The following is a 20,563-nucleotide window of genomic DNA, read 5'->3' on the forward strand; positions in this document are numbered from 1 at the left end:
CCTTTCTGAATCAGCTGTTGCAGACGCTCTCCAGAAAAACCCAAAACCTGCAGATGCGAGCATCGTGAGCAATAAGCTGCACTAAGCTTAGCCTACTGTTGCTTTCCGCAAGTTTCGCTGATCGAAGCCTTTATGAGTCGGGTTGAACACTGCCGGGAACGGACCCATCGGTGCAGGCCGGCACGGGTTCGCGAGGAGAAAAAAATGGCCAAGAAGAAAGAGCACAACACCTACCGACACCTCAAACAGCAATACCCGCAGTACCTGGACGCCGTGGAGGCATTGGGTGCGGCCGTGCGTGAGGCGGGGCCGCTGGAGGAGAAAGCGGTCCAGTTGATCCAGCTTGGCGCGGCGGCGGCCATCCATTCCGAAGGCGCTGTCCACAGTCATGCCCGGCGGGCGGCGCAAGCGGGGGCAACGCCGGAGGAAATCCGCCATGCACTGATCGCATTGACCAGCACGATCGGTTTCCCTACTGTCGTGGCCGCCCTCAGTTGGGCGCAAGATGTGTTGGGGGAGGAGGCACCCTAGTCTCAACTGCCTGGCATCGCGTTTTACCAACACATTCAAGGCATGGTCGTAACGTAACGGAGTGGGTCGGGCATTGATCGAACGACGGCAATTCAGCGGAGGCATGAAGGGCAAGAACCTTCGCTATCTCAATGAGCACACGGGCGACCAGCGAACGGTTCGAACAGGATTTCTGCTGCTCGAACATTTCTCGCTGCCGGCGTTTACCCAGGCGCTGGATACCTTCGTCACGGCGAATCTGCTGCGCCCGGAGGCTTTTTCTTCGCGAACCTTTGGCCTGAACGAAGGCGAGGTCGTCAGCGATCTGGGACTGGTGATTCGCCCCGATGCCAGGCTCGACTGTTCGGAGATCAAGGCGCTGGATCTGCTGGTCATTTGCGGTGGCTACCGGACGGAGCTCAAGGCCAGTGAGGGTTTTATCAACCTGCTGAGAACCGCAGCAGAGCAGGGTGTCAGTCTGGCCGGCTTGTGGAATGGTGCGTGGTTCCTCGGCAAGGCCGGTTTGCTCGACGGTTACCGCTGCGCCATTCACCCCGAGCATCGTCCGGCGCTCGCGGAGTTCTGCAAGGCGACGCAAGTCAGCAGCGAGCCCTACATCATCGATCGTGACCGGCTCACGGCGTCCAGCCCTTCCGGGGCATTCCACATGGCGCTGGACTGGATCAAGGGTCTGCACGACAAAGCGCTGGTCGAGGGTATCGAGGACATCCTGGCTTTCGAAGAGTCTCGCTACCGGCGTATCAAACCCACTGAAAATATCTGCGTGAGTGCGCCCTTGCGCGAGGTGGTGAAGTTGATGGACGCCAACCTCGAGGAGCCCCTGGAGCTGGAGCAACTGGCGGTCTATGCCGGCCGTTCCCGTCGACAACTGGAGCGCTTGTTCCGGGAGCAGTTGGGCACGACGCCGCAACGCTACTACATGGAGCTGCGGATCACTGAAGCGCGCCGGCTGCTCCAGCACACCGAGCTGTCCCAGGTCGATGTGCTGGTGGCCTGTGGCTTTGTTTCACCCAGTCATTTCAGCAAGTGCTACAGCTCGTACTTCGGTTACCGGCCATCGAAGGAAAAGCGACTCGTCAAGTAACATTCAGCTCGGGCAACTGACCGCCAGCTTTTGCCCGAATGCCCTGCGCAACCGGCCGATGGCCTGATGGATCGAAGGTCCCTGAACGGCCGGTGGTTCCTGGCTCTCACCGAATTCTCGCCAGATGAACAGCGTCAACTGCGCCCCATCGGTCGGTGACCGAGTGTTGGCGTTTGCGCCGAAGTTCTCCAACAGTCGGTAACGTTCGTCCTTCCAGAACAGCTCTTCTACCCAGTGATAAACCGGAATGTAGTGAAAGTGGATCGGGAAGCCCGGGTCATGGCCGAATCGGCTGATGTAGAGCCACTTGGGCTGCAACTCCGATTGCAGGGTTTTCTGGATTCTGGCGAGCAAGCCCCCCAACTCGGCCAGGGCCGCGTCGGGTAGATCGGCCAGCGAACGGGCATTGTGTCGGGTTCCCAACACCAGATAGCCAGGAAGCCTGGACGACATGTGATGGTTGAGAATCCAGTGCGCCGTCTCGTGGATGATGAATTGTCGTGCTATTTCCATGATGGGTGTCCGTTGTCGAACCTGGTACTGAGCACCTCTGGATGTCCCGTTCAAAGAGGGCGAGTGAGATTGCCCTTACCGATAGTAGATCCAGTTCTTCGTCTGCGACACGCTTTTGTGTTCACAGTCGCGGGCGATACAACCTTCGGAGCCGAACATGATTCGGCTCCTGCGCTGCGCTCTCGTAGGCTACCGCTCAAGCGCGGGACTTCAGCCCTTGATGTACGCCAGAAGGTCCGCATTGATGACGTCGGCGTGAGTCGTGCACAAGCCGTGGGGCAGGCCGGGATAGGTTTTCAGCGTGCCGCGCTTGAGTAATTTGATCGACAGGTGCGCCGAGTCGGCGATCGGTACGATCTGGTCGTCTTCGCCGTGCAGCACCAGGGTCGGTACGTCGATGTTCTTCAGATCCTCGGTGAAGTCGGTTTCCGAGAAGGCGCGAATGCAGTCGTATTGCGCCTTGGCTCCACCATTCATGCCCTGGCGCCACCAGTTCTCGATGATCGCTTCGGACACTTTCGCGCCAGGGCGGTTGTAACCGTAGAACGGACCGCTGGGGAAATCGCGATAGAACTGTGAGCGATTGTCGGCCAGGGCTTTGCGCAGACCGTCGAAGACATCCATCGCAATGCCGCCGGGGTTTTTCGCCGTGCGCAGCATGATCGGCGGCACCGCGCCTATCAGCACCGCCTTGGCTACGCGCCCGCGCCCATGGCGAGCCACATAGCGCGCCACTTCACCGCCACCGGTGGAGTGACCGACATGCACGGCATTCCTGATATCGAGGTGCGCCATCAACTCCGCCACGTCGGCGGCGTAGGTGTCCATATCGTTGCCGACAGCGGTCTGGGAGGAACGTCCGTGGCCCCGACGATCGTGGGCGATGACGCGAAAGCCCTTGTTGAGGAAAAACAGTAATTGCGTATCCCAATCGTCACTGGAAAGCGGCCAGCCATGATGGAACACAATCGGCTGTCCGGTGCCCCAGTCCTTGTAGAAAATCCGCGTGCCATCCTTGACTGTGATCATCCCCGAGCCACTGGCATTGCCGTCGCTTTTGCCTGTCGAGGGCGCTGCGGATTGCGTCTTCTGCGCCGCCAGCGCGGGTACTCCAACGGCCATGGCGGCGGCTGCGATGGCCCCCGTCGTCATCAAGGCGCGACGGGAAGTTCCGCTTTTTTCATCAGTCATTTTTCAACGCTCACATGAGTTCCAGAGGTAACGATTGCCGGGTTCCAGGCAGCCCGTCGGGGGACGGCACCGAGCCCTTCGTCTGAAGGGAATTTATGGCCAAACGCTGGCGTCAACCACTAGACATGGGTGTTTCAAACTAACGCTTTGGTATGGGCAGCCTGCCTCGAAACGCTGTGCCGATTTCGTCATTTTCCATGGCCAAACCCATCAAGCCACGGCGGCTCGAATGGACCACCCTGAACGGTCTGTCCAAGGAGATGACCATGATCCAACTGAGCCTGATCGAAGCCCGTGAGTTGGCCGAATCGATCCTGTTGCACAACGGTTTTAACCTGGCCCATGCGCAAGCGGTGGCGGCGACGGTGATCGCCGGCGAGCGAGATGGCTGCGCCTCCCATGGTTTGTACCGGATTCTGGGGTGTGTGAATTCCCTGCGGGCCGGCAAGGTGTCGGCCACGGCCGAGCCGCAGGTGATCGACCAGGCACCGTCGATCGTGCGGGTGGATGCCGGGGGTGGATTTTCGCAGTTGGCGTTCAAGGCGGGGTTGCCGTTGCTGGCGCAGAAAACCCGAGCCAACGGTATTGCCGCACTGGCGATCAATCGCTGCGTGCATTTTTCCGCGCTGTGGGTGGAGATCGAGCAACTGACCGCAGAGGGGCTGGTCGCGCTGGCGTGCAACCCGAGCCATGCCTGGGTAGCGCCGGCCGGGGGACGTCTGCCGGTGTTTGGCACCAATCCCATTGCCTTCGGCTGGCCGCGTGCGGGACAGGATCCTTTCGTGTTCGACTTTGCCACCAGCGCCATCGCCAGGGGTGACATCGAACTGCACCGCCGCGCCGGCAAAGCGATCCCCGAAGGCTGGGGCGTGGACGCGCAGGGCCAGCCGACGACCGACGCCAACGTGGTGCTCGACAGCGGCGCGATGCTGACGTTTGGCGGGCACAAGGGCTCGGCACTGGCGGCCATGGTCGAGTTGATCGCCGGGCCGTTGATCGGTGACCTGACCAGCGCTGAATCGCTGGCTTATGACGCCGGCAGCAAGTCTTCGCCGTACCATGGCGAACTCATCATCGCACTGGATCCGCGACGCTTCCTGGGCGACTCGGCGCCGGTGCATCTGGCCAGGGCCGAAGCGTTGTTTCAGGGCATTGAAGGGCAGGGCGCACGTTTGCCGTCGCAGCGGCGTTATGCGGCGCGGGCGCGCAGCCTGGTGGAGGGGGTGCAGATTCCCGAAGCGCTGTACAACGACCTCAAGGCACTGCTGACCTGATTGCAACGGCACTACCTGACCTGTAGGAGCAGCCGGTCGACGCTCCTACAGGGATTGCAGTGTTTTTCAGATCGGGTCGCGGTGGCTGGTGCCGTCGACCAGTCGGGCGATGCCCAGCGGATTGGCGTTCTTCAGGGCGTCGGGTAGCAGCGCATCCGGGCAGTTCTGGTAGCACACCGGGCGCAGGAAACGCTCGATGGCCAGGCTGCCGACCGAGGTGCCACGGGCATCGGAGGTGGCCGGGTAGGGACCGCCATGCACCATCGCATCACAGACTTCGACCCCGGTGGGGTAGCCGTTGAACAACACCCGGCCAACCTTTTGCTCCAGCAGCCCCGGCAATTGCCCATGCGCCTGCAGATCTTCTGCCTCGCCTATCAGGGTCGCGGTGAGTTGCCCGTGCAAACTGTTCAGGGCCTGTTGCAGCTTAGCCGCATCGGCCACTTCGACCAGCAGGGTGGTCGGGCCAAACACTTCTTCCTGCAGCAGCGGATCACCCTGGAGCAACAGGCTGACATCGGCCTTGAACAGTTGCGGTCGGGCCTGATTGCCGTGTTGCTCATGACCGGCCAGGTGCGTCACCCCTGAATGGTTGAGCAAGGCCTGCACACCTTTCTCATAGCTGCCGAGGGTGCCGGCGTTGAGCATGGTTTGCGCGGGCTGCCCGGCCATCAGGGTCGCGAGCTGAGCGCTGAACGCGCTGAACTGCGGGGAACGGATACCGATCACCAACCCCGGATTGGTACAGAACTGACCGCAGCCCTGGACCACCGAAGCGACCAGTTCGCCGGCAATGCTTTCGCCGCGCCGCCGCAGGGCTTCGGGCAATACCACCACCGGGTTGATGCTGCTCATTTCGGCGAACACTGGAATCGGTTGTGGCCGCGCCGCCGCCATGTCGCATAACGCACGGCCGCCCTTGAGCGACCCGGTGAAGCCGACCGCCTGGATCGCCGGATGCTTGACCAGCGTTTCGCCAACGCCGGCCCCGTAGATCATGTTGAACACGCCTTTGGGCATGCCGGTCTGCTCGGCGGCGCGGATGATCGCACCGGCGACGATGTCGGCGGTCGCCATGTGACCGCTGTGGGCCTTGAACACCACCGGGCACCCGGCGGCCAGGGCTGCTGCGGTATCGCCGCCGGCGGTGGAGAAGGCCAGCGGGAAATTGCTCGCGCCGAACACTGCGACCGGGCCGACACCGATCCGGTACTGACGCAGGTCGACCCGTGGCAACGGTTGACGGTCGGGCAGGGCACGGTCGATGCGCGCAGCGTAGAAATCGCCGCGACGCAGGACCTGGGCGAACAGGCGCATCTGGCCACTGGTGCGTGCGCGCTCACCCTGAATGCGTGTGCCCGGCAACGCGGTTTCGCGAGTGACCAGGGCGACGAACCGGTCATCCAGTGCGTCCAGTTGCGCGGCGATGGCGTCGAGAAAGTCCGCCCGGCGCGTGGCCGGCAGGCTGCGAAAAGCGGGGTAGGCAACCGCCGCGGCCTGGGCGGCGGCGTCCACTTCCTCCACCGTGGCTTGCATGAACGAATAGGGCAGCGCTTCGCCTGTACTGGCGTCACGGCTGTGCAAGGTGATGCTGCCGGCGGCACTGCGCGCACCGCCGATGTAGTTGTGGCCGAGGATCTCGGACATTGAGTACTCCTGTCGCAAATGAGGAATGGAACCCTTGTAGGAGCGAGCTTGCTCGCGATGGACGTCAACGATTACGCGTGCTTTCTGAATTAACGCGTTGTCCCTATGTTCTTCGCGAGCGGGCTCGCTCCTACAGGTAAAGAGCTCACGCCAGCGAATCAGCCCGACGCGGGGTAGTCGAGGCCGGGTCCAGCGCGGCAATGCGCGCCGCCGATTCGGCATCCACCGAACGCAGCGACTTGCCACGGGTCTCGCGGGTCAGGCCGACGGCGACGATGGAGATCAGTGCGGCGCCGACCAGGTACCAGGCGATCGGTGTCGAGCTGTGATACTTGTTGAGCAGGGTGATGGCGATCAGCGGAGCCAGGGAGCCGGCGAAGATCGGCGCCACCTGGTAGCACAGCGACAACGCGGTGTAGCGCACGTGAGTCGGGAACATCTCGGCCATCAGTGCCGAGTAGGGTGCGTAGGTCATCGACTCGATGGCCAGGCCCAGGGTGATGGCCGCCATGATCAGCCAGTTGTTGCCCGTGTCCATCATCGGGAAACCGACGAAGCCCCAGAAAGCGGTGAGCACCGCGCCGACCAGGTACACCGGTTTGCGCCCGACCAGGTCCGACAGGTAGCCCATCAGCGGAATCAGGAAGAAGTGCAGCAGGTGAGCGCCGAACATCAGCAGCAGGATTTCCGAGGTGTCCTTGTGCACCACCAGCTTCAGGTAGGTGATCGAGAACGTCACCACGGTGTAGTAGAGGATGTTTTCGGCGAACCGCGCGCCGATGCCCACCAGCACCGAACGCCAGTGATGGCGCAGCACTTCCACCACCCCCAGTTGTTGCTGCCGGGTTTGTGCCTGGCGTGCCTGGGCTTCCTTGAAGATCGGCGCGTCATCGACACTGGTTCGAATCCAGTAGCCGATCAGCACCACCACCGCCGAGAACCAGAACGCCACGCGCCAGCCCCAGGCGAGGAATTGCTGCTCCGACAGGTTCGATGACAACAACAGCAGGGCGACCGTGGCTACCAGGTTGCCGGCGGGCACACCGGCTTGCGGCCAACTGGCCCAGAAGCCACGGCGATTATCCGGGCAGTGTTCCGACACCAGCAGAATCGCACCGCCCCATTCGCCGCCAAAGGCGAAGCCCTGGATCAGGCGCAGCAGCACCAGCAACACCGGCGCGGCATAGCCGATCTGGTCGAAACCGGGCAGGCAGCCCATCAGGAACGTGGTGATGCCGACCACCACCAGGCTCAGTTGCAGCAGGCGCTTGCGGCCGAACTTGTCACCGTAGTGACCGAACACCAGGCCACCCAGCGGCCGGGCGAGAAAGCCCACGGCATAGAGGGCGAAGGCGGCAATGATGCCGTCGATCGGGCTGTCGGTCTGGCGAAAGAACAACTGGCCGAACACCAGTGCCGACGCCGTACCGTAGAGAAAGAATTCGTACCACTCGGCGACAGTGCCGGCCATGGCCGCGGCCACGACGCGCTTGAGTCCCGAGGGTGTGGTTGCGCTTTGAATGTGTTGAGCGTTGGACATGATGACGTTCCCTGTAGAGGCGCAAAAAACAGGCAGCCGGGCCAGACCCGCAAGGGCCCGCCCGGCAATCACTCAGAGACCGACGTCCGGCAGCTGCGGACGGTTGGCCAGGGCCTTGGCCATGATCTGTTCGACGAACACCCGGTCGGCTTCTGGCAGGGCCAGGCGCGGTGGACGGGTCAGGGCGCTGCCGCGACCGGCGATGGCTTCACACAGCTTGATGCACTGCACCAGGTCGGCACGGGCATCGAGGTGCAGGATCGGCATCAGCCATTCGTAGATCGGCATGGCTTCGGCAAAACGTCCGGCCTTGGCCAGGCGGAAGATGGTTTCACCTTCTTTCGGGAACACGTTGGACATGCCCGACACCCAGCCCTCGGCACCGACGGCGATGCTTTCCAGCACCACGTCATCGAGACCGGCGAACAGCACGAAGCGGTCACCGACTTCATTGCGCACGTCGATGAAACGACGGGTATCGCCCGACGAATCCTTGAAGCACACCACGTTGTCGCAGTCGGCCAGGGAAATCAGGATGTCCGGGGTGACGTCGTTTTTGTAGATCGGCGGGTTGTTGTAGACCATCAGCGGCACGTCGGCGTTTTTCGCCACGTAGCGGTAGTGCTCGGCGGTCTCGAACGGCTTGGAACCGTAGACCAGCGCCGGCATCAGCATCACACCGTCGACGCCGACCTTGCGCACGGCGTTGGCGACCTTGGCCGCTTGCACGCTGGTGAATTCGGCGACGCCGCAGATCACCGGTACACGGCCGCGAGAAGCGTCCACGGCCACTTCAGTCACGGCGATTTTTTCTTCGGCGGTCAGCGAGGTGTTTTCACCGACCGAACCGCAGACCACCAGGCCCGACACACCGTCACGGATGACGTTGGAAATCACCTGGTGGGTTTTGTCCAGGTTAATGGTGAAGTCATCGTTGAATTGCGTGGTCACCGCGGGGAAGACGCCACTCCAGTTAATTCGCTTGCTCATTGTTGCCTCCGGTTCGTTGATTGTATTTCGTATACGATATTTAAAGTGAAAGCATTCGGCTAGTGCTTTTTTCAGGTTTTTTCGGGTTTATCCGGCCGTTGGTCTGGTGAAGCTCATGTAGCGAGGGAGCAAGCACCCTCGCCACAAACGCTTTGCATCGATATCAAGCACCGGGCCAGGTATCCGAAAGGCGATAGCCCTGTGGCCATGGATCGCTCGGATCGAGCAACAGTTGGTGGGTGCCGGTGATCCAGGCTCGCCCGGAAATGCACGGGTAGATGGCGGCGCGGCCGGCCACTTCGGTCAGCGAATCGATGCGGCAGTGGAACTCGGAACCAATGATCGAACGCCCGATAAAACGCTCGCCCACCTGCATCAAGCCCTTGGCCTGCAACACCGCCATGCGTGCCGAGCAACCGGTGCCGGTGGGCGAGCGGTCGATTTTGCCCGGTTGAATGACCACCGCATTGGCGCCGGTGGCGATGCCGTTCTCATGGACGATGGGCGCGGCGATCTGGCAGAACGAGATGTGCGACCAATCGGGGTTCAGCGGATGAACGAAGCCCAGTTGTTCGTTGGCTGCTCGGGTGATTTTCAGCCCGACCGCTACCAGATCGGCGGCCTCGTCGGGGCGGATGGAAAAGCCCAGGCCCTTGGCATCGGCGATCACGAAACTGTCGCCGCCGTAAGCCGTATCGACCTGCAGCGAACCGATGCCCTCGACTTCGATCCAGGCATCCAGGCGATCGGCGAAGGAGGGCACGTTCTTGATTTCCACCCGTTCGACCTTGCCGTCACGGCAGTCGGCCACGGCCTCGATCAACCCACCGGGGGCTTCCAGCACCAAGCGGGTTTGCGGCTCGGTCATTGGCAGGATGCCGCTGTCGAGCAACACCGTGGCCACGCACAATGAGTTCGAGCCGGACATCGGCGGCGTGTCGGCCGGCTCCATGATGATCCAGGCCATTTGCGCCCGCGGGTCCTTGGCCGGCACCAGCAGGTTGACGTGACGGAATACCCCGCCGCGCGGCTCGTTGAGCACGAAGTTGCGCAGGGTTTCATCCCTGGCGATCCAGCGCGACTGCTCCCATACGGTGGCGCCAGGGGGCGGGGCAACACCGCCGACAATCACGTCGCCGACCTCGCCTTCGGCGTGGCAGCTGACGACGTGGATGACTTTTGATGAACGCATGCTGTGCTCCTTGTTTCGCCTGTCAGGGCCTCATCGCGGGCCATCAATTACTTCACAGATTTGAGAAACGCCGCCGTCTCCGCATGCACCGGATTGCCGATGACCTGGTCCGGCGAGCCGATCTCGTGCACCAGGCCATTGCGAAAGAACGCCACGCGGTCGGACACGTCGCGGGCGAAGCGGATCTCGTGGGTCACCAGGACCATGGTCATGCCGTCTTCGGCGAGCATGCGCATGGTGTCCAGCACTTCGCCCACCAGTTGCGGGTCGAGGGCCGAGGTGGCTTCGTCGAACAGCATGTAGTCCGGCGACATCGCCAGGGCACGGGCGATGGCCATGCGTTGCTGCTGACCGCCGGACAGCTTGCCGGGGAAGGTCTTGAGCTTGTCGCCCAGGCCCACATGGGTCAGTTGCTTGACCGCCAGTTCTTCAGCTTCGGCCTTGCTTTTGCCCAGTACCTTGCGCGGCGCCAGCATGACGTTTTCCAGCACCGTCAAATGCGGGAAGGCGTTCCATTGCTGGAACACGATGCCGATCTTCTGCCGCAGGCGGTTGAGGTCGGTGGCGCTGTGATGGACCTCGACGCCGTCGACACGGATGTTGCCTTTCTGGATCGGTTCCAGGCCGTTGATGCACATCAACAGGGTCGATTTGCCGGAGCCGGAGCCGCCGATGATCGACACCACCTCGCCCTTGTTCACCGTCAGGTTCACGCCCTTGACCACTTCGAGGTTGCCGAAGGATTTATGTACGTTGTCGATCTCAATCATTTTCTTGCCACCTTCTTTCCAGACGAGCGCCGAGGCGGGCGACCACCAGGCTCATGACGTAGTAGATAAGGCCCGCGATGCACAGCACCAGCAGCGGTTCCTGGATGCGGGTCACGATGGTTTGCGAGGCGCGCAGCAGTTCGACGATGCCGATCCACATCACCAGCGCGGTGTCTTTCATCACTCCGAGCACCAGGTTCAGCCAGCCGGGGAAGGCCACCCGCGTGGCCATCGGCAGGACGATCCAGCGCAGGTCCTGGAGAAAACTCAGGCCCAATGAACGACTGGCGCGGCGCACCGTGAACGGCACGGCCAACACGCCGCCGCGCACGATTTCGGTGAAGTACGCAGCCGTGTAGACCCCCAGCACGATGCACCCGACGCTGAAGGCGCTGATGTTCAGGCCGACAATGCTTTTGAGTGAGTTGAACAGCACGAACTGGATCAGCAACGGCACGCTGCGAAACACATCCAGCACCCAGGCCAGCGGCAGGCTGGCCCGTGGCAACAGCGCCCGCAGCAGGCCGAACAGCAGGCCCGCCAGGGAGCCGAGGATGATCGACCAGAACGTCAGCTGCAGGGTGACCCAGGCCCCGTTGAGCAGGAACAGCAGGTCATTCGAGGAAAAATCGGTGGCAAACATGGACAGCTCCTCAGTAACGGAACAACCGCCAGGCCATCAGCCGGGCTGTCGCGACGATCGCCTTGGCAATCGCGTAATACAGCACTGCCGCGATGGCGAAGTACTCGAAGGTGCGGAAGGTTTTGACGTTGTATTCCTGGGTCACGCCGGTCAGGTCATTGTTCAGCCCGACGATCACCCCCAGCGACGTCATCAGCACCGCCCAGACCATCTGATTGGTCAGCGGGTAGAAGACGATGCGCAGCAACTGCGGAACGATGATCATGCGGTAGGTCTGGAAGGCGCTCATGCCCAGCGAACGTGCGGCACGCACCTGGGTGTGGGGCACGGCCTTGAGCCCGCCGCGAAAGTTTTCCGCCAGGTAACCGGCATTGTTGAAGGTGATCCCGGCCAGCAACGCGAGCCACGAACTGACATGCAAGCCCAGCGAGCCGAGGCCGAAGTACAGGACGTAGATCTGGAACAGCGATGGGGTGTTGCGGGCAATCGATACCCAGCCATTGCCGATGCCGCGCAACAGCGGATGCCTGGCTTCACGCATGACCGTCAGGGCCAGGGCGATCAGCACGCCGAAGATCATCGACAGGGCGGCGGTCTCGAAGGTGACCAGGGCGCCGCTGAGCATATCGGGCAGGGCGCGCAGGGCCGAGCGCCATTGGAAGGTGTAATCAAACATGCGCGGGGCTCTCCAGTTGGGCAGCAGGTTGCAGCCAGGCCGGCAGTCGCCCGCTGGCCGTGGCACTGCACGCGGCATCGACGCATTCGGCCAGGCTGGCGAAATGCACCTTGCGCCCCACCAGGCCCGGGGCGTAATGGGCGTACTTGCCGGAGTTGGTCATCAGGGTGGTCGCGTCTGGCGGAATCACCGGCTCGCCGAGCATGCACCAGCAGGTGTCGGTGACCAGGGTGGCGCCGAAGGCCTCGATCACCGCGATATGCCCGGCCTCGCGCGCCTGTTCCAGTACCGCACGCCCGCAGGTGATGGCGAGCACCACGTCCGGGTGTTTGTGCCGACCCCGGCCCAGCCGCGCCAGGTGAGCGAATTCGCCGAGGGAAAAATGCGGGTTGCCCAGCGACACCACATCCACCCGCGGGTCACGGGCGCTGTTGAGCTCGCGCCAACTGAGCATCAAGTCCTGCAGGCGGATTTTTTCCACGGGAATGCGTGTGCCGGCGTCCAGCACCTGTGCCGGGTCGATGGCCTCCGGGGTCACCCCGGCGATGTGAAACAGCGGCGCCGCCGAGGTGGTGGCGAAAGCCGCACCGAAGGCTTTCAGATCGTCCAGGCTCGGCTTGCGCTTTTCCAGGCCCAGCACCAACGGCACGCGGCTGCCGGCCAACGCACCGATGTGATAACCGAGCAGCGGGTAAAAGGCATCGTCCAGCTCACCGAGGGCCGGCAACTCGATCTGCAACCTCGCCTTGCGTTGCGCGTCCAGATGGCAGCCGATCAGCGGGGCGCGGCCGGTCAGGGCGATGCAGATGTCGAGGTAGTCCGGATACTTCAGGGTACGTGCGCCCAGCACGCTGTTGGCGTAGACCACGGCGTTGGATTCGGCCCAGACAATCTGCTCGCCTGCCTTGGGCGCCGAGTCGAGCAAGTAGGGCGCACAGGTGTAGCTGAGCTGTGCGCCCATCGCCATGTAGGCATCGCCCAGGGCACTCGCGGGTTCGCCGAGGGCCGGGTCGACGCCCAACTCGCGCCAACGGCGCTGGTCCACGGAGATCGAATTGAGGGTGGTGGGCACCCGGACTTTCGCCCCCCATTGCACTAACTGTCGGGCAAAGCGCAGGCTCGCCGGTCCCGTGTAAATGCAGCCATCGATGTGCGCCTGGGTGACATCCACCAGGCTACGGGCACCTTGCAGCTCGGCCATGCGCAGGACGATCTGCATGGCCACCTGGGCGGCTTTGCCCTGCTCGCCGCCGAGCAGGGCCTGATCCTGTTCGGTCAGTTCAAAGGTGTGTGTTGCATCTGTCTGCAACGGGCTGTCGATGGCCTGCCAGGCATCGCCCGGCGGCTGATCGAACACGCTCACCGTGGTGTTCTCGACCCGGGCGAAAGCCCCGCCGCGCAAGGCGGAGAAGGCCTCCTGGCCGATGCACAGCACCGGCAGGGAACGCTCGAAAATGGTCTGAGCCACCAGCACGCCCAGGGTCAGGATCTCATCGGGTTCGGCCAGCACCAGTGCCGCCGGTGCATGGCCATTGCTGATCAGCTCCATCAACACGCTGCTGCCGGTGCACGAGCCACGGCCGCTGGGAATCGCCAGCACACAACCGGCCAGGTATTCGCCGCTGAGAGGATGGTGGCGATCGATGACCTCGCCACTGGCGGAGTCCACTCCGCCCCAGAAACTCAGGCCGACATCGGCAAACAACAGGGCGCCTTGAGCAGCGCCCGCGACCAGGCTGCGACCGGTCAGAAAAGTGGACCTGGGCATACCGGGCACCTTAGTAGTAAACCTGTGGCACAGTCAGGTTGGTCGGCGCGATATCGGTGCCGACCCATTTGACGAACAGCTCCTTGTAACGACCAGTGCGCACTTGCTGGTTGACGAACAGGTTGAGGTAGTTGAGCAGGCCATACTCGTTGCGCTTGGCGCCGAGGGACACATAGTCGATGACGTAGGGGGCGTTACCGGCGACTTTCAGATTTTTGTATTTACCCGACTTGAGCGTGGCGGCAGCGACGGTGTTGGTGACCACGGTCGCGTCGATGTGGCCCTGGGCGACAGCCAGCAAGGTGTCGTTCTGCGACTGATAAGCACGGAAACTGCCGGCGCCCCAGTTCTTCACGTCTTTCTCCAGGGCGATGGCCTCATAGGTACCGCTGGTATTGCCCACCGCTTTGCCCTTGAGGTCGTCAAAGCCATTGATGCCGGTATCGTCGCGGGTCAGCACCACCATCTGGAAGGCGAAGTACGGCACAGTGAGGCCGACGGTCTTGGCGCGTTCGAGGGTGTCGGACGTGGAGGCGACGATCACATCGGCCCTTCCGGAGACCAGTGCCGGGATGCGGTCCGGGAACGGCGTCTCGACCACTTCGGCCTCGACCCCGAGGATCTTCGCCAGGTCACGGCAGTAGTCCACATCGAAGCCGGCCGGGTTGTTGCCCCCATCGCGGAAACCCATGGGCGGGAAGTCCAGGGTGACGGCACAGCGCAGCTTGCCCGAGCCGATGATGTCGTCGAGCTTGTCGGCCTGTGCGGTGGCGATGAAGGAAGTACTGAGAACAGCGCTGAGGGCTACGGCAAATGCGGGGTTTTTCATAGAGGCCTCGTTGGGTTAAGTGCTGTTGAATATCGTATTGGGGATTTCGTATACGATATTAACAATAGCAATCAATGTGCCTGTTTCCAGTTTCAGTCGTGAAATTGTTTTTGGGCCTTGGGTTAGAGGCGTTTCAGGGGCGTGACGGTGGGGAGGGGTGCGCCGTTGTCCCTCGGGCCGGTGTTACATATGGGAGCACCGGTTGCGCTGACGCCCCGTTAAGAAACATGGAGTACCTATCCGTTTCTGCGGTAACGGCCGCTGGCGGTTTCGCCCTGACGGCGAGTCACTTGGAAAAGCCCCAAGTAACCAAGGGCTCTTGCCCCTTTCGTTCGGTGCCCCGCCCAGGCTCGGCATGCCTTCGCTCCGGTCCTGCTCCGTGAGCCCGCCGCCATCGGCCATCCATGGCCGGGGGCGGCTAACCCGGCATTCATGCCGGGTTGCCCACTGCGCAAAACCTGCGCTCAGCCTCTCGAGGGGGCAAGAAGATCAAAAGCAAACGCGAGGCGGCCTGACAGCCGACCTGATTGCAGGGTTGGCATGCCGAGCCACAGCGAGGCACCGAACGAAAGGGGCAGAGCGCTTTGGTTACTTTCGCGCGCTTCGAAAGTGACCCGCCGTCAGGGCGGAACCAACAGTCGCCATCACCGAAGAAACGGATCTGCCCACGACTCCAACCCCGAAACCCTCTAACCCCGATCCCCCCGATACTGACTCGGCGACAAACGGGTCAACGCCCGAAACTGCCGGCTGAACGCACTGTGGTCGGTATACCCGCAGCGCAAGGCAATCTCGGTAATCGGCAGGTCGGTGTGCAGCAACAACCGCGATCCCTCTTCCAGGCGCGCCTTGTGAATCATCTGCCGTGGCGTGAGCTGGAACACCCGTTTGCAATGACGCTCCAGTTGCGCCACGGAATAGCCGGCGATGGCGGTCAATTCGGCGAGGCTGATGGGCTGGGCGAAGTGATTGCGGATGTGCAAATCCACGGCGGCAAGTTTCTGATAGGCCGGATGATTGGACTGCGGCGATTGCAGGTCGCGGGAAATGCCGGCCAGGCCGACGATGTGCCCCTGCTCATCGTACAGGGCGAGTTTGTGGGTCAGGCACCAGATCGGCTGGTTGCCGAAATACAGGTGCAGTTCCAGTTGATCGGCCAGTACCCGGCCGCTGGAGAGCACGCGTCGATCCTGTTCGGTGTACAGCGGACCGAAGTGCTCCGGGAAGACCATGTCGGCGGTGCGTCCCAGCAGATCCTCGCTGTGTTTGAAGCCGCAGCGCCGGGCCAGGGTCTGGTTGACGAAGGCGTAGCGGGCCTCGCGATCCTTGATGAAAAACACCACATCGGACAGGGTGTCGAGTAGCGGCGCGATCGGCTGGAGGCTGTTCAGCAGCGTCGGCAAATCGCAGGGCTTGAAGGTGGTGAGCGAGGGGTACATGGCGTTGGGGGCCTGATGGCGACCCCCGGGATCATAGTGGCTCGGCCGCGTGGCCGAAACCCCTGGCGCGGTCATGATGCTGGCGGGGTATCGTCCAGGGACATCAGGGTCTCGATGCGCGCCGGGCTGAACGGCGGGCGCGGCGTCGAGGGTTGCCAGCCAAACAGATGCTGTACCGCGCCGCCACACACGCGCCCCTGGCAGGCGCCCATGCCGCAGCGGCTGGCCAGCTTGGCCGCGCGCCAATCGGTGTGCCCGGCCAATGCCCCATGGGGCACGTCTTCACAGCGGCAGACCAGGGTGTCGGGACGGGCCAGCGACTTGAGTCGCGGGTCGAGGGCGAATGCCCGGTTCAGTGCTTTGGCGAACCCCTGCCAGCGTGCCCGGCGTGGCCACAATTGTCGGGCCGCTTCGACGTCACCCATGGCGGCGTGGCCGGCAATAGCACCTTCGACCAGGGCCAGTTCACTGCCGCCGAACCCGGTGCATTCACCGGCCGCGTAGTGATCGACGCGGCTGGCTTGCCAGGCATCCACTGCCAACGCCTGGCCTTCGAGGGCATAACCCAGGGCCTGACCTAATTGAACGTTGGGGATCAGACCGAAACCACAGGCCAGCCGGTCGCACGCCAGTTCGACGATCTTGCCTTGCTGGTGCAGGCGTACACCTTCGAGTCGGTCGTTGCCAAGGGCCGCCAGCACATGGGTGCCGGTTCGGTAGTGGCGATCGAACAGGGTGAACGACTGCAGCAGTTTGTTCGGCCAGCGCGGCAGTTGCGCCGCGAAACCGGCGACGGCCTTGAGCGAGGCTTGTTCGGCGATGCACTGCAGGGTGGCCCCGTGCTTTTTCGCGGTGGCGGCACTGGCCAGTAACAGCGGCCCGCTGCCGGCGATGACCACGCGCTGATCCTGCACCGGCAGCCCGGCCTTGATCAGCGCCTGCAAACCACCGGCCCCGGTGACCCCCGGCAGTGTCCAGCCGGGGAAGGGCAGCAGCAATTCGCGGGCGCCGGTGCACAGAATCAGTTTGTCGTAGCTGATCGGCCAGCCGTGCTCGTCGTCTTCGACCAGCAGTTGTTTCGGACCGGGATTGGCGATCACCCGGGTGCTGGGGTGATGGCGGATGTTGCGGTGGGACTGCACACGCTCGCGCAACCGGCGGGCCTGGACCGGCACGCTGGCCTGTGGACCGTCGCGCCAGATTTGTCCGCCCGCCAGCGGATTGTCGTCGAGCATGACAATGCGGGCGCCACTGGGCGCGGCGGCCAATGCGGCGGCCATGCCGGCGGGACCGGCACCGACGATCAACAGATCGGCATATTCATTCATGGGCGTGTCTCCACCTGCATGCCGTCACGGCAAAGGGTCTGGCAGGCCAAGCGTCGTCGACCGTCGATGGTTACCCGGCATTCCTGGCAGATGCCCATGCCGCATAGCGGTGCGCGGCGTTGACCACTGACCGAAGTGCGTGTGCAACCGTCACCGCCCAACGCCAGGGCCGCGGCGACGCTGGTGCCCTCGGCGACTCTCAGGGCATGGCCGTCGAGCATCAATTCAGGCATAGGCGGGTTCTCCGAGGAAACGCTGGGGCAGGTAGGGTTGAGCGGCCAATGGCGGGGTTTCGTTGAACAGTTGCGCGACCAGCAAATCAGCGGTGCCGGGGGCTGTGGTAACCCCCAGGCCTTCGTGACCGACTGCCAGCCACAAGCCCTGGCGTTGCGGGTGCTGACCTACCAGTGGCAGGCCATCCGGGCTGGCGGCGCGAAAGCCGGTCCAGGCGCGGATGCCATTGAGTCGCGCCAACCCCGGCATGTATTGGGCCGCGCGCTTGAGCATTTTCGCCAGCATCCAGCCTTCGACCTGAGGGTCGGTGGTACCGAACTGCCGCGAGGCGCCGATGAACAATTGCCCGGTCGGACGTGGCTGAATATTGCAGGCCGTCGAGGGGCCCTTGGCGTTATGGGCGCTGGTGACGTAACCCAGTTCCACCAGGGTATGGGTGACCGTGGCGGGGTAGCGGTCAGTGATCAGCAAGTGGCCTTTTTTCGGCTCGATGGGCAGCTCCGGGCACAGTTCATTGGCCTGGATACCGTTGGACAGCACCACGGCTTCGGCACTCAGCCACTGACCGTCATCAAGTCGAACCCGGTTGCCATCGACCTCGATGACCCGCGCCTGGCGCTGGCGGATGTTCGGTGTGTCGAGCATCCAGCTGGCCGTCGCGGGTGCGTACAGAATGCCGTCGCCATTGATCAGCAGACCCCCTTCAAGGCCCTCGGACAGCTCCGGTTCACGCTGGCGCAAGGCACTGGCGCCGACCAGTTCACAAGCCACGCCCTGGGCTTGCAGGTTCAGGTATTTACTGTGGGCCACCGCCATCTCTTCGGCGTTGGCCGCCAGCCACAGGGTGCCGTTGCTGCGGTACGCGCAGGCGTCGGGCAAGTCTGCTGCCTGCTCGCGCCAGCGCTGCAGGGAATGATTGCTCAGGGCCAGTTCCGCCGGGTTGTCGTCGAGCACCAGCAGATGGCCCATGCCCGCCGCCGTCGCGCCGTGCAGCCCGGCGTCGAGCACCAGCACCTGCAAGCCACGCCGCGCCAGCGCCTGGGCGCAGGCCGCGCCGATGATGCCGGCGCCGATCACGATCACATCGGCCACATGGCTGCGATTCACGGGCGGATGCCCCAGGCGAACGGGTCGTCCTGTTCGATGATCAGGCTGGCCTCGGCGCTGATGAAGGCGCGACCACGAATGGTCGGCACGATACGCTCGCCTTGCCACTCGAAAGAGCCTTCGAACTCGCTGCCGATAACACTCGCCTGGCGCCAGATCTGGCCGGGCTGCAACTTGTCGTCGGCCGCCAGGCACGCCAGTTTGGCGCTGGTGCCGGTGCCACAGGGTGAGCGGTCGTAGGCCTTGCCGGGGCAGAGCACGAAGTTGCGGCTGTCGGCATGATCGTCAGCGGCGAACAGTTCGACATGGTCGATCAGGCCGCCGTCTTCGCCACGAATGCCCTGGTCTTGCAGCGCTTGTTGAACGGCGCAGGTGTAAGCGGTCAGGGCCTCAAGGTTGTCGCCAGCCACCCGCAGCCCGTGATCGGCAATGAGGAAAAACCAGTTGCCGCCCCAGGCGATGTCGCCGGTCACCTGACCGATGCCCGGCACCTGCACTTGCAGTGCCTGGCGATAACGGTAGGCCGGAACGTTGCGCACACTCACCGAATGGTCGTCGTGCAGGGTGGCCTGCACCGTGCCGACCGGCGTTTCGATGCTGTGCACGCCGGGGCCGATTTTGCCCAGGTGGGCCAGTGAGGCGACGAGGCCGATGGTGCCGTGGCCGCACATGCCCAGATAGCCGCTGTTGTTGAAGAAAATCACGCCGGCACAGGCGCTCGGGTCCACGGGTTCGCAGAGCAGGGCGCCCACCAGCACGTCACTGCCCCGTGGCTCCAGCACACAGGCCGCACGCCACTGGTCATGCTGCTCGGCCAGGCGTTGGCGCCGTTCAGCCATGCTGCCGGTGCCCAGATCAGGAAAACCGGCGGTCACCAGGCGAGTCGGTTCGCCGCCGGTGTGGGAGTCGATCACGGAGATGCGTTTCATCGGAGGGCCACGTCCATTCGGTTGAGTGACCGAAAGAGTGGCCCGTACAGCGGGGTGCCGGCTTGATGGATTTAACCGATGCCGATGACGAAATCGGCACAGTCATTGCCGCAGTCAATGAGCGTGAGGCAGGTGTTTGAACAGGGTTTCGCAGACCCCGGCGATATGTTCGTCCAGCAGCTTCACCGCCAGGTCGACATCCTTGGCACGGCACGCCGCGATAATCTCGCGGTGCTCATGATCGGCGCGTTCCTTGCCCGCCGACAGGCTCATCTGCATGCGCAGGTAACGCTCCAGTTTGTCGTTGACCGAACGAATCAGGTTGACCAGGAACGGCCGTTGCGCCGGTTCGTAGAGGCAAGCGTGCAGTTCCCAGTTGAGCTCGGCCCAGCGCCCCACGTCGTCCTCGCCGATGAACTCCTGGCAGATACGCTCGGCGCGGGCGAAGGTTTCTTCGGTCATGTTGGGGATCGCCAGGCGCAACACCTTGTCTTCGAGCAACATGCGCACTTCGAACATCTGCGCCAGTTCCGCGTCGGAAATGCGCGTGACCATCGCCCCGCGATTGCGCTGGAACATCACCAGCCCTTCGGCCTCCAACCGCTTGAGCGCCTCGCGCACCGGGATCTTGCTGACGTTGAACTGGCGGGCAATGTCGTCCTGGCGAATCGGCTCATCCTCGGCAAAATGACCGGCGACGATCGCGTCCCGCAGATGACGGGTGATGATTTCCGACGTCGAAGGCGTATTGCCAAGGTCGGGAGCGTTGAATTTGGGTAGGTTCACGGCGGCGGTCGTTCGGACTGATAGATAGCGACAGGGTATACGAAATTCGTTCGCTGATCTTGCCTGGCGGCGACGGGCTCCCGCCTGCAAGC

20 protein-coding genes are annotated in these 20,563 nt (G+C 63.2%); 3 read left to right on the top strand and 17 right to left on the bottom strand.

All coding sequences use genetic code 11. The features are described from left to right. Positions 1–204: 204 nt before the first annotated feature. Together ACX3YF_RS21080 and ACX3YF_RS21085 are read left to right on the top strand one after the other, a co-directional pair. The gene (locus ACX3YF_RS21080) at positions 205–531 is read left to right on the top strand and encodes a carboxymuconolactone decarboxylase family protein (RefSeq protein ID WP_458974193.1); all 327 of its coding nucleotides are present in this window, start codon (positions 205–207) and stop codon (positions 529–531) included. 103 nt (positions 532–634) lie between these two features. After that, entirely contained in the window at positions 635–1,615 is a 981-nt protein-coding gene (locus ACX3YF_RS21085) for a GlxA family transcriptional regulator (RefSeq protein WP_288097966.1), read from the top strand. A gap of 3 nt (positions 1,616–1,618) precedes the next feature. On the opposite strand, the gene ACX3YF_RS21090 is transcribed toward ACX3YF_RS21085, so the two are convergent. Continuing rightward, entirely contained in the window at positions 1,619–2,128 is a 510-nt protein-coding gene (locus ACX3YF_RS21090; protein WP_130207103.1) for an HIT family protein, read from the bottom strand. A 210-nt stretch (positions 2,129–2,338) separates the two neighbouring features. Continuing rightward, positions 2,339–3,157, bottom strand: coding sequence for an alpha/beta fold hydrolase (locus tag ACX3YF_RS21095; RefSeq protein ID WP_448647718.1), 819 nt, complete (start codon positions 3,155–3,157; stop codon positions 2,339–2,341). A gap of 428 nt (positions 3,158–3,585) precedes the next feature. Between ACX3YF_RS21095 and ACX3YF_RS21100 the strand changes: the two genes are divergently transcribed. Next, positions 3,586–4,593, top strand: coding sequence for an Ldh family oxidoreductase (locus ACX3YF_RS21100; RefSeq protein WP_130207263.1), 1,008 nt, complete (start codon positions 3,586–3,588; stop codon positions 4,591–4,593). A gap of 66 nt (positions 4,594–4,659) precedes the next feature. Here the strand turns inward: ACX3YF_RS21100 and ACX3YF_RS21105 are convergent, their stop codons facing one another. The 15 genes from ACX3YF_RS21105 to ACX3YF_RS21175 form a co-directional block, all read right to left on the bottom strand. Then, a complete protein-coding gene (locus ACX3YF_RS21105) occupies positions 4,660–6,240 on the bottom strand; it encodes an aldehyde dehydrogenase (NADP(+)) (RefSeq protein WP_458974194.1) in 1,581 nt (526 codons plus the stop codon). Positions 6,241–6,385: 145 nt separating this feature from the next. Next, positions 6,386–7,780: a fosfomycin efflux MFS transporter AbaF gene (gene abaF / locus ACX3YF_RS21110; RefSeq protein WP_047530200.1), complete on the bottom strand. Its 1,395-nt coding sequence runs from the start codon at positions 7,778–7,780 to the stop codon at positions 6,386–6,388. A gap of 72 nt (positions 7,781–7,852) precedes the next feature. Next, positions 7,853–8,770: a dihydrodipicolinate synthase family protein gene (locus ACX3YF_RS21115; protein ID WP_034150208.1), complete on the bottom strand. Its 918-nt coding sequence runs from the start codon at positions 8,768–8,770 to the stop codon at positions 7,853–7,855. Between the two features lie 163 nt (positions 8,771–8,933). Continuing rightward, positions 8,934–9,962, bottom strand: coding sequence for a trans-3-hydroxy-L-proline dehydratase (locus ACX3YF_RS21120; protein ID WP_090462589.1), 1,029 nt, complete (start codon positions 9,960–9,962; stop codon positions 8,934–8,936). A gap of 47 nt (positions 9,963–10,009) precedes the next feature. Beyond that, positions 10,010–10,732 (bottom strand): amino acid ABC transporter ATP-binding protein, encoded by a 723-nt coding sequence (locus ACX3YF_RS21125; protein ID WP_047530195.1) that lies wholly within the window; start codon positions 10,730–10,732, stop codon positions 10,010–10,012. After that, a complete protein-coding gene (locus ACX3YF_RS21130; protein WP_047530192.1) occupies positions 10,725–11,375 on the bottom strand; it encodes an amino acid ABC transporter permease in 651 nt (216 codons plus the stop codon). Before ACX3YF_RS21130 ends, ACX3YF_RS21125 begins: the two co-directional genes overlap by 8 nt. Before the next feature lie 10 nt (positions 11,376–11,385). Further along, positions 11,386–12,051 carry an amino acid ABC transporter permease gene (locus tag ACX3YF_RS21135; RefSeq protein WP_130207111.1) on the bottom strand — a complete coding sequence of 222 codons (666 nt, stop codon included), beginning with the start codon at positions 12,049–12,051 and terminating at the stop codon, positions 11,386–11,388. After that, on the bottom strand, positions 12,044–13,819 hold the full coding sequence (gene lhpI / locus ACX3YF_RS21140; RefSeq protein WP_458974195.1) for a cis-3-hydroxy-L-proline dehydratase: 1,776 nt from the start codon (positions 13,817–13,819) through the stop codon (positions 12,044–12,046). The genes ACX3YF_RS21135 and lhpI overlap by 8 nt, the downstream gene beginning before the upstream one ends. 10 nt (positions 13,820–13,829) lie before the next feature. Continuing rightward, positions 13,830–14,648, bottom strand: coding sequence for an ABC transporter substrate-binding protein (locus tag ACX3YF_RS21145; RefSeq protein ID WP_458974196.1), 819 nt, complete (start codon positions 14,646–14,648; stop codon positions 13,830–13,832). Positions 14,649–15,337: 689 nt separating this feature from the next. Continuing rightward, positions 15,338–16,087 carry an AraC family transcriptional regulator gene (locus tag ACX3YF_RS21150; RefSeq protein ID WP_458974197.1) on the bottom strand — a complete coding sequence of 250 codons (750 nt, stop codon included), beginning with the start codon at positions 16,085–16,087 and terminating at the stop codon, positions 15,338–15,340. A 71-nt stretch (positions 16,088–16,158) separates the two neighbouring features. After that, positions 16,159–17,415, bottom strand: a complete 1,257-nt coding sequence (locus ACX3YF_RS21155) for an FAD-dependent oxidoreductase (protein WP_458974198.1) — start codon at positions 17,413–17,415, stop codon at positions 16,159–16,161. Further along, entirely contained in the window at positions 17,412–17,648 is a 237-nt protein-coding gene (locus ACX3YF_RS21160) for a (2Fe-2S)-binding protein (protein ID WP_130207127.1), read from the bottom strand. The genes ACX3YF_RS21155 and ACX3YF_RS21160 overlap by 4 nt, the downstream gene beginning before the upstream one ends. After that, positions 17,641–18,756: an NAD(P)/FAD-dependent oxidoreductase gene (locus tag ACX3YF_RS21165; RefSeq protein WP_458974199.1), complete on the bottom strand. Its 1,116-nt coding sequence runs from the start codon at positions 18,754–18,756 to the stop codon at positions 17,641–17,643. Before ACX3YF_RS21165 ends, ACX3YF_RS21160 begins: the two co-directional genes overlap by 8 nt. Further along, positions 18,753–19,685, bottom strand: coding sequence for a 4-hydroxyproline epimerase (locus ACX3YF_RS21170; protein WP_458944925.1), 933 nt, complete (start codon positions 19,683–19,685; stop codon positions 18,753–18,755). Before ACX3YF_RS21170 ends, ACX3YF_RS21165 begins: the two co-directional genes overlap by 4 nt. Before the next feature lie 114 nt (positions 19,686–19,799). Continuing rightward, on the bottom strand, positions 19,800–20,471 hold the full coding sequence (locus ACX3YF_RS21175) for a GntR family transcriptional regulator (protein ID WP_458974200.1): 672 nt from the start codon (positions 20,469–20,471) through the stop codon (positions 19,800–19,802). Positions 20,472–20,563 lie beyond the last annotated feature (92 nt).

It is taken from the genome of Pseudomonas fluorescens group sp. PF-69 (genome assembly GCF_054481235.1).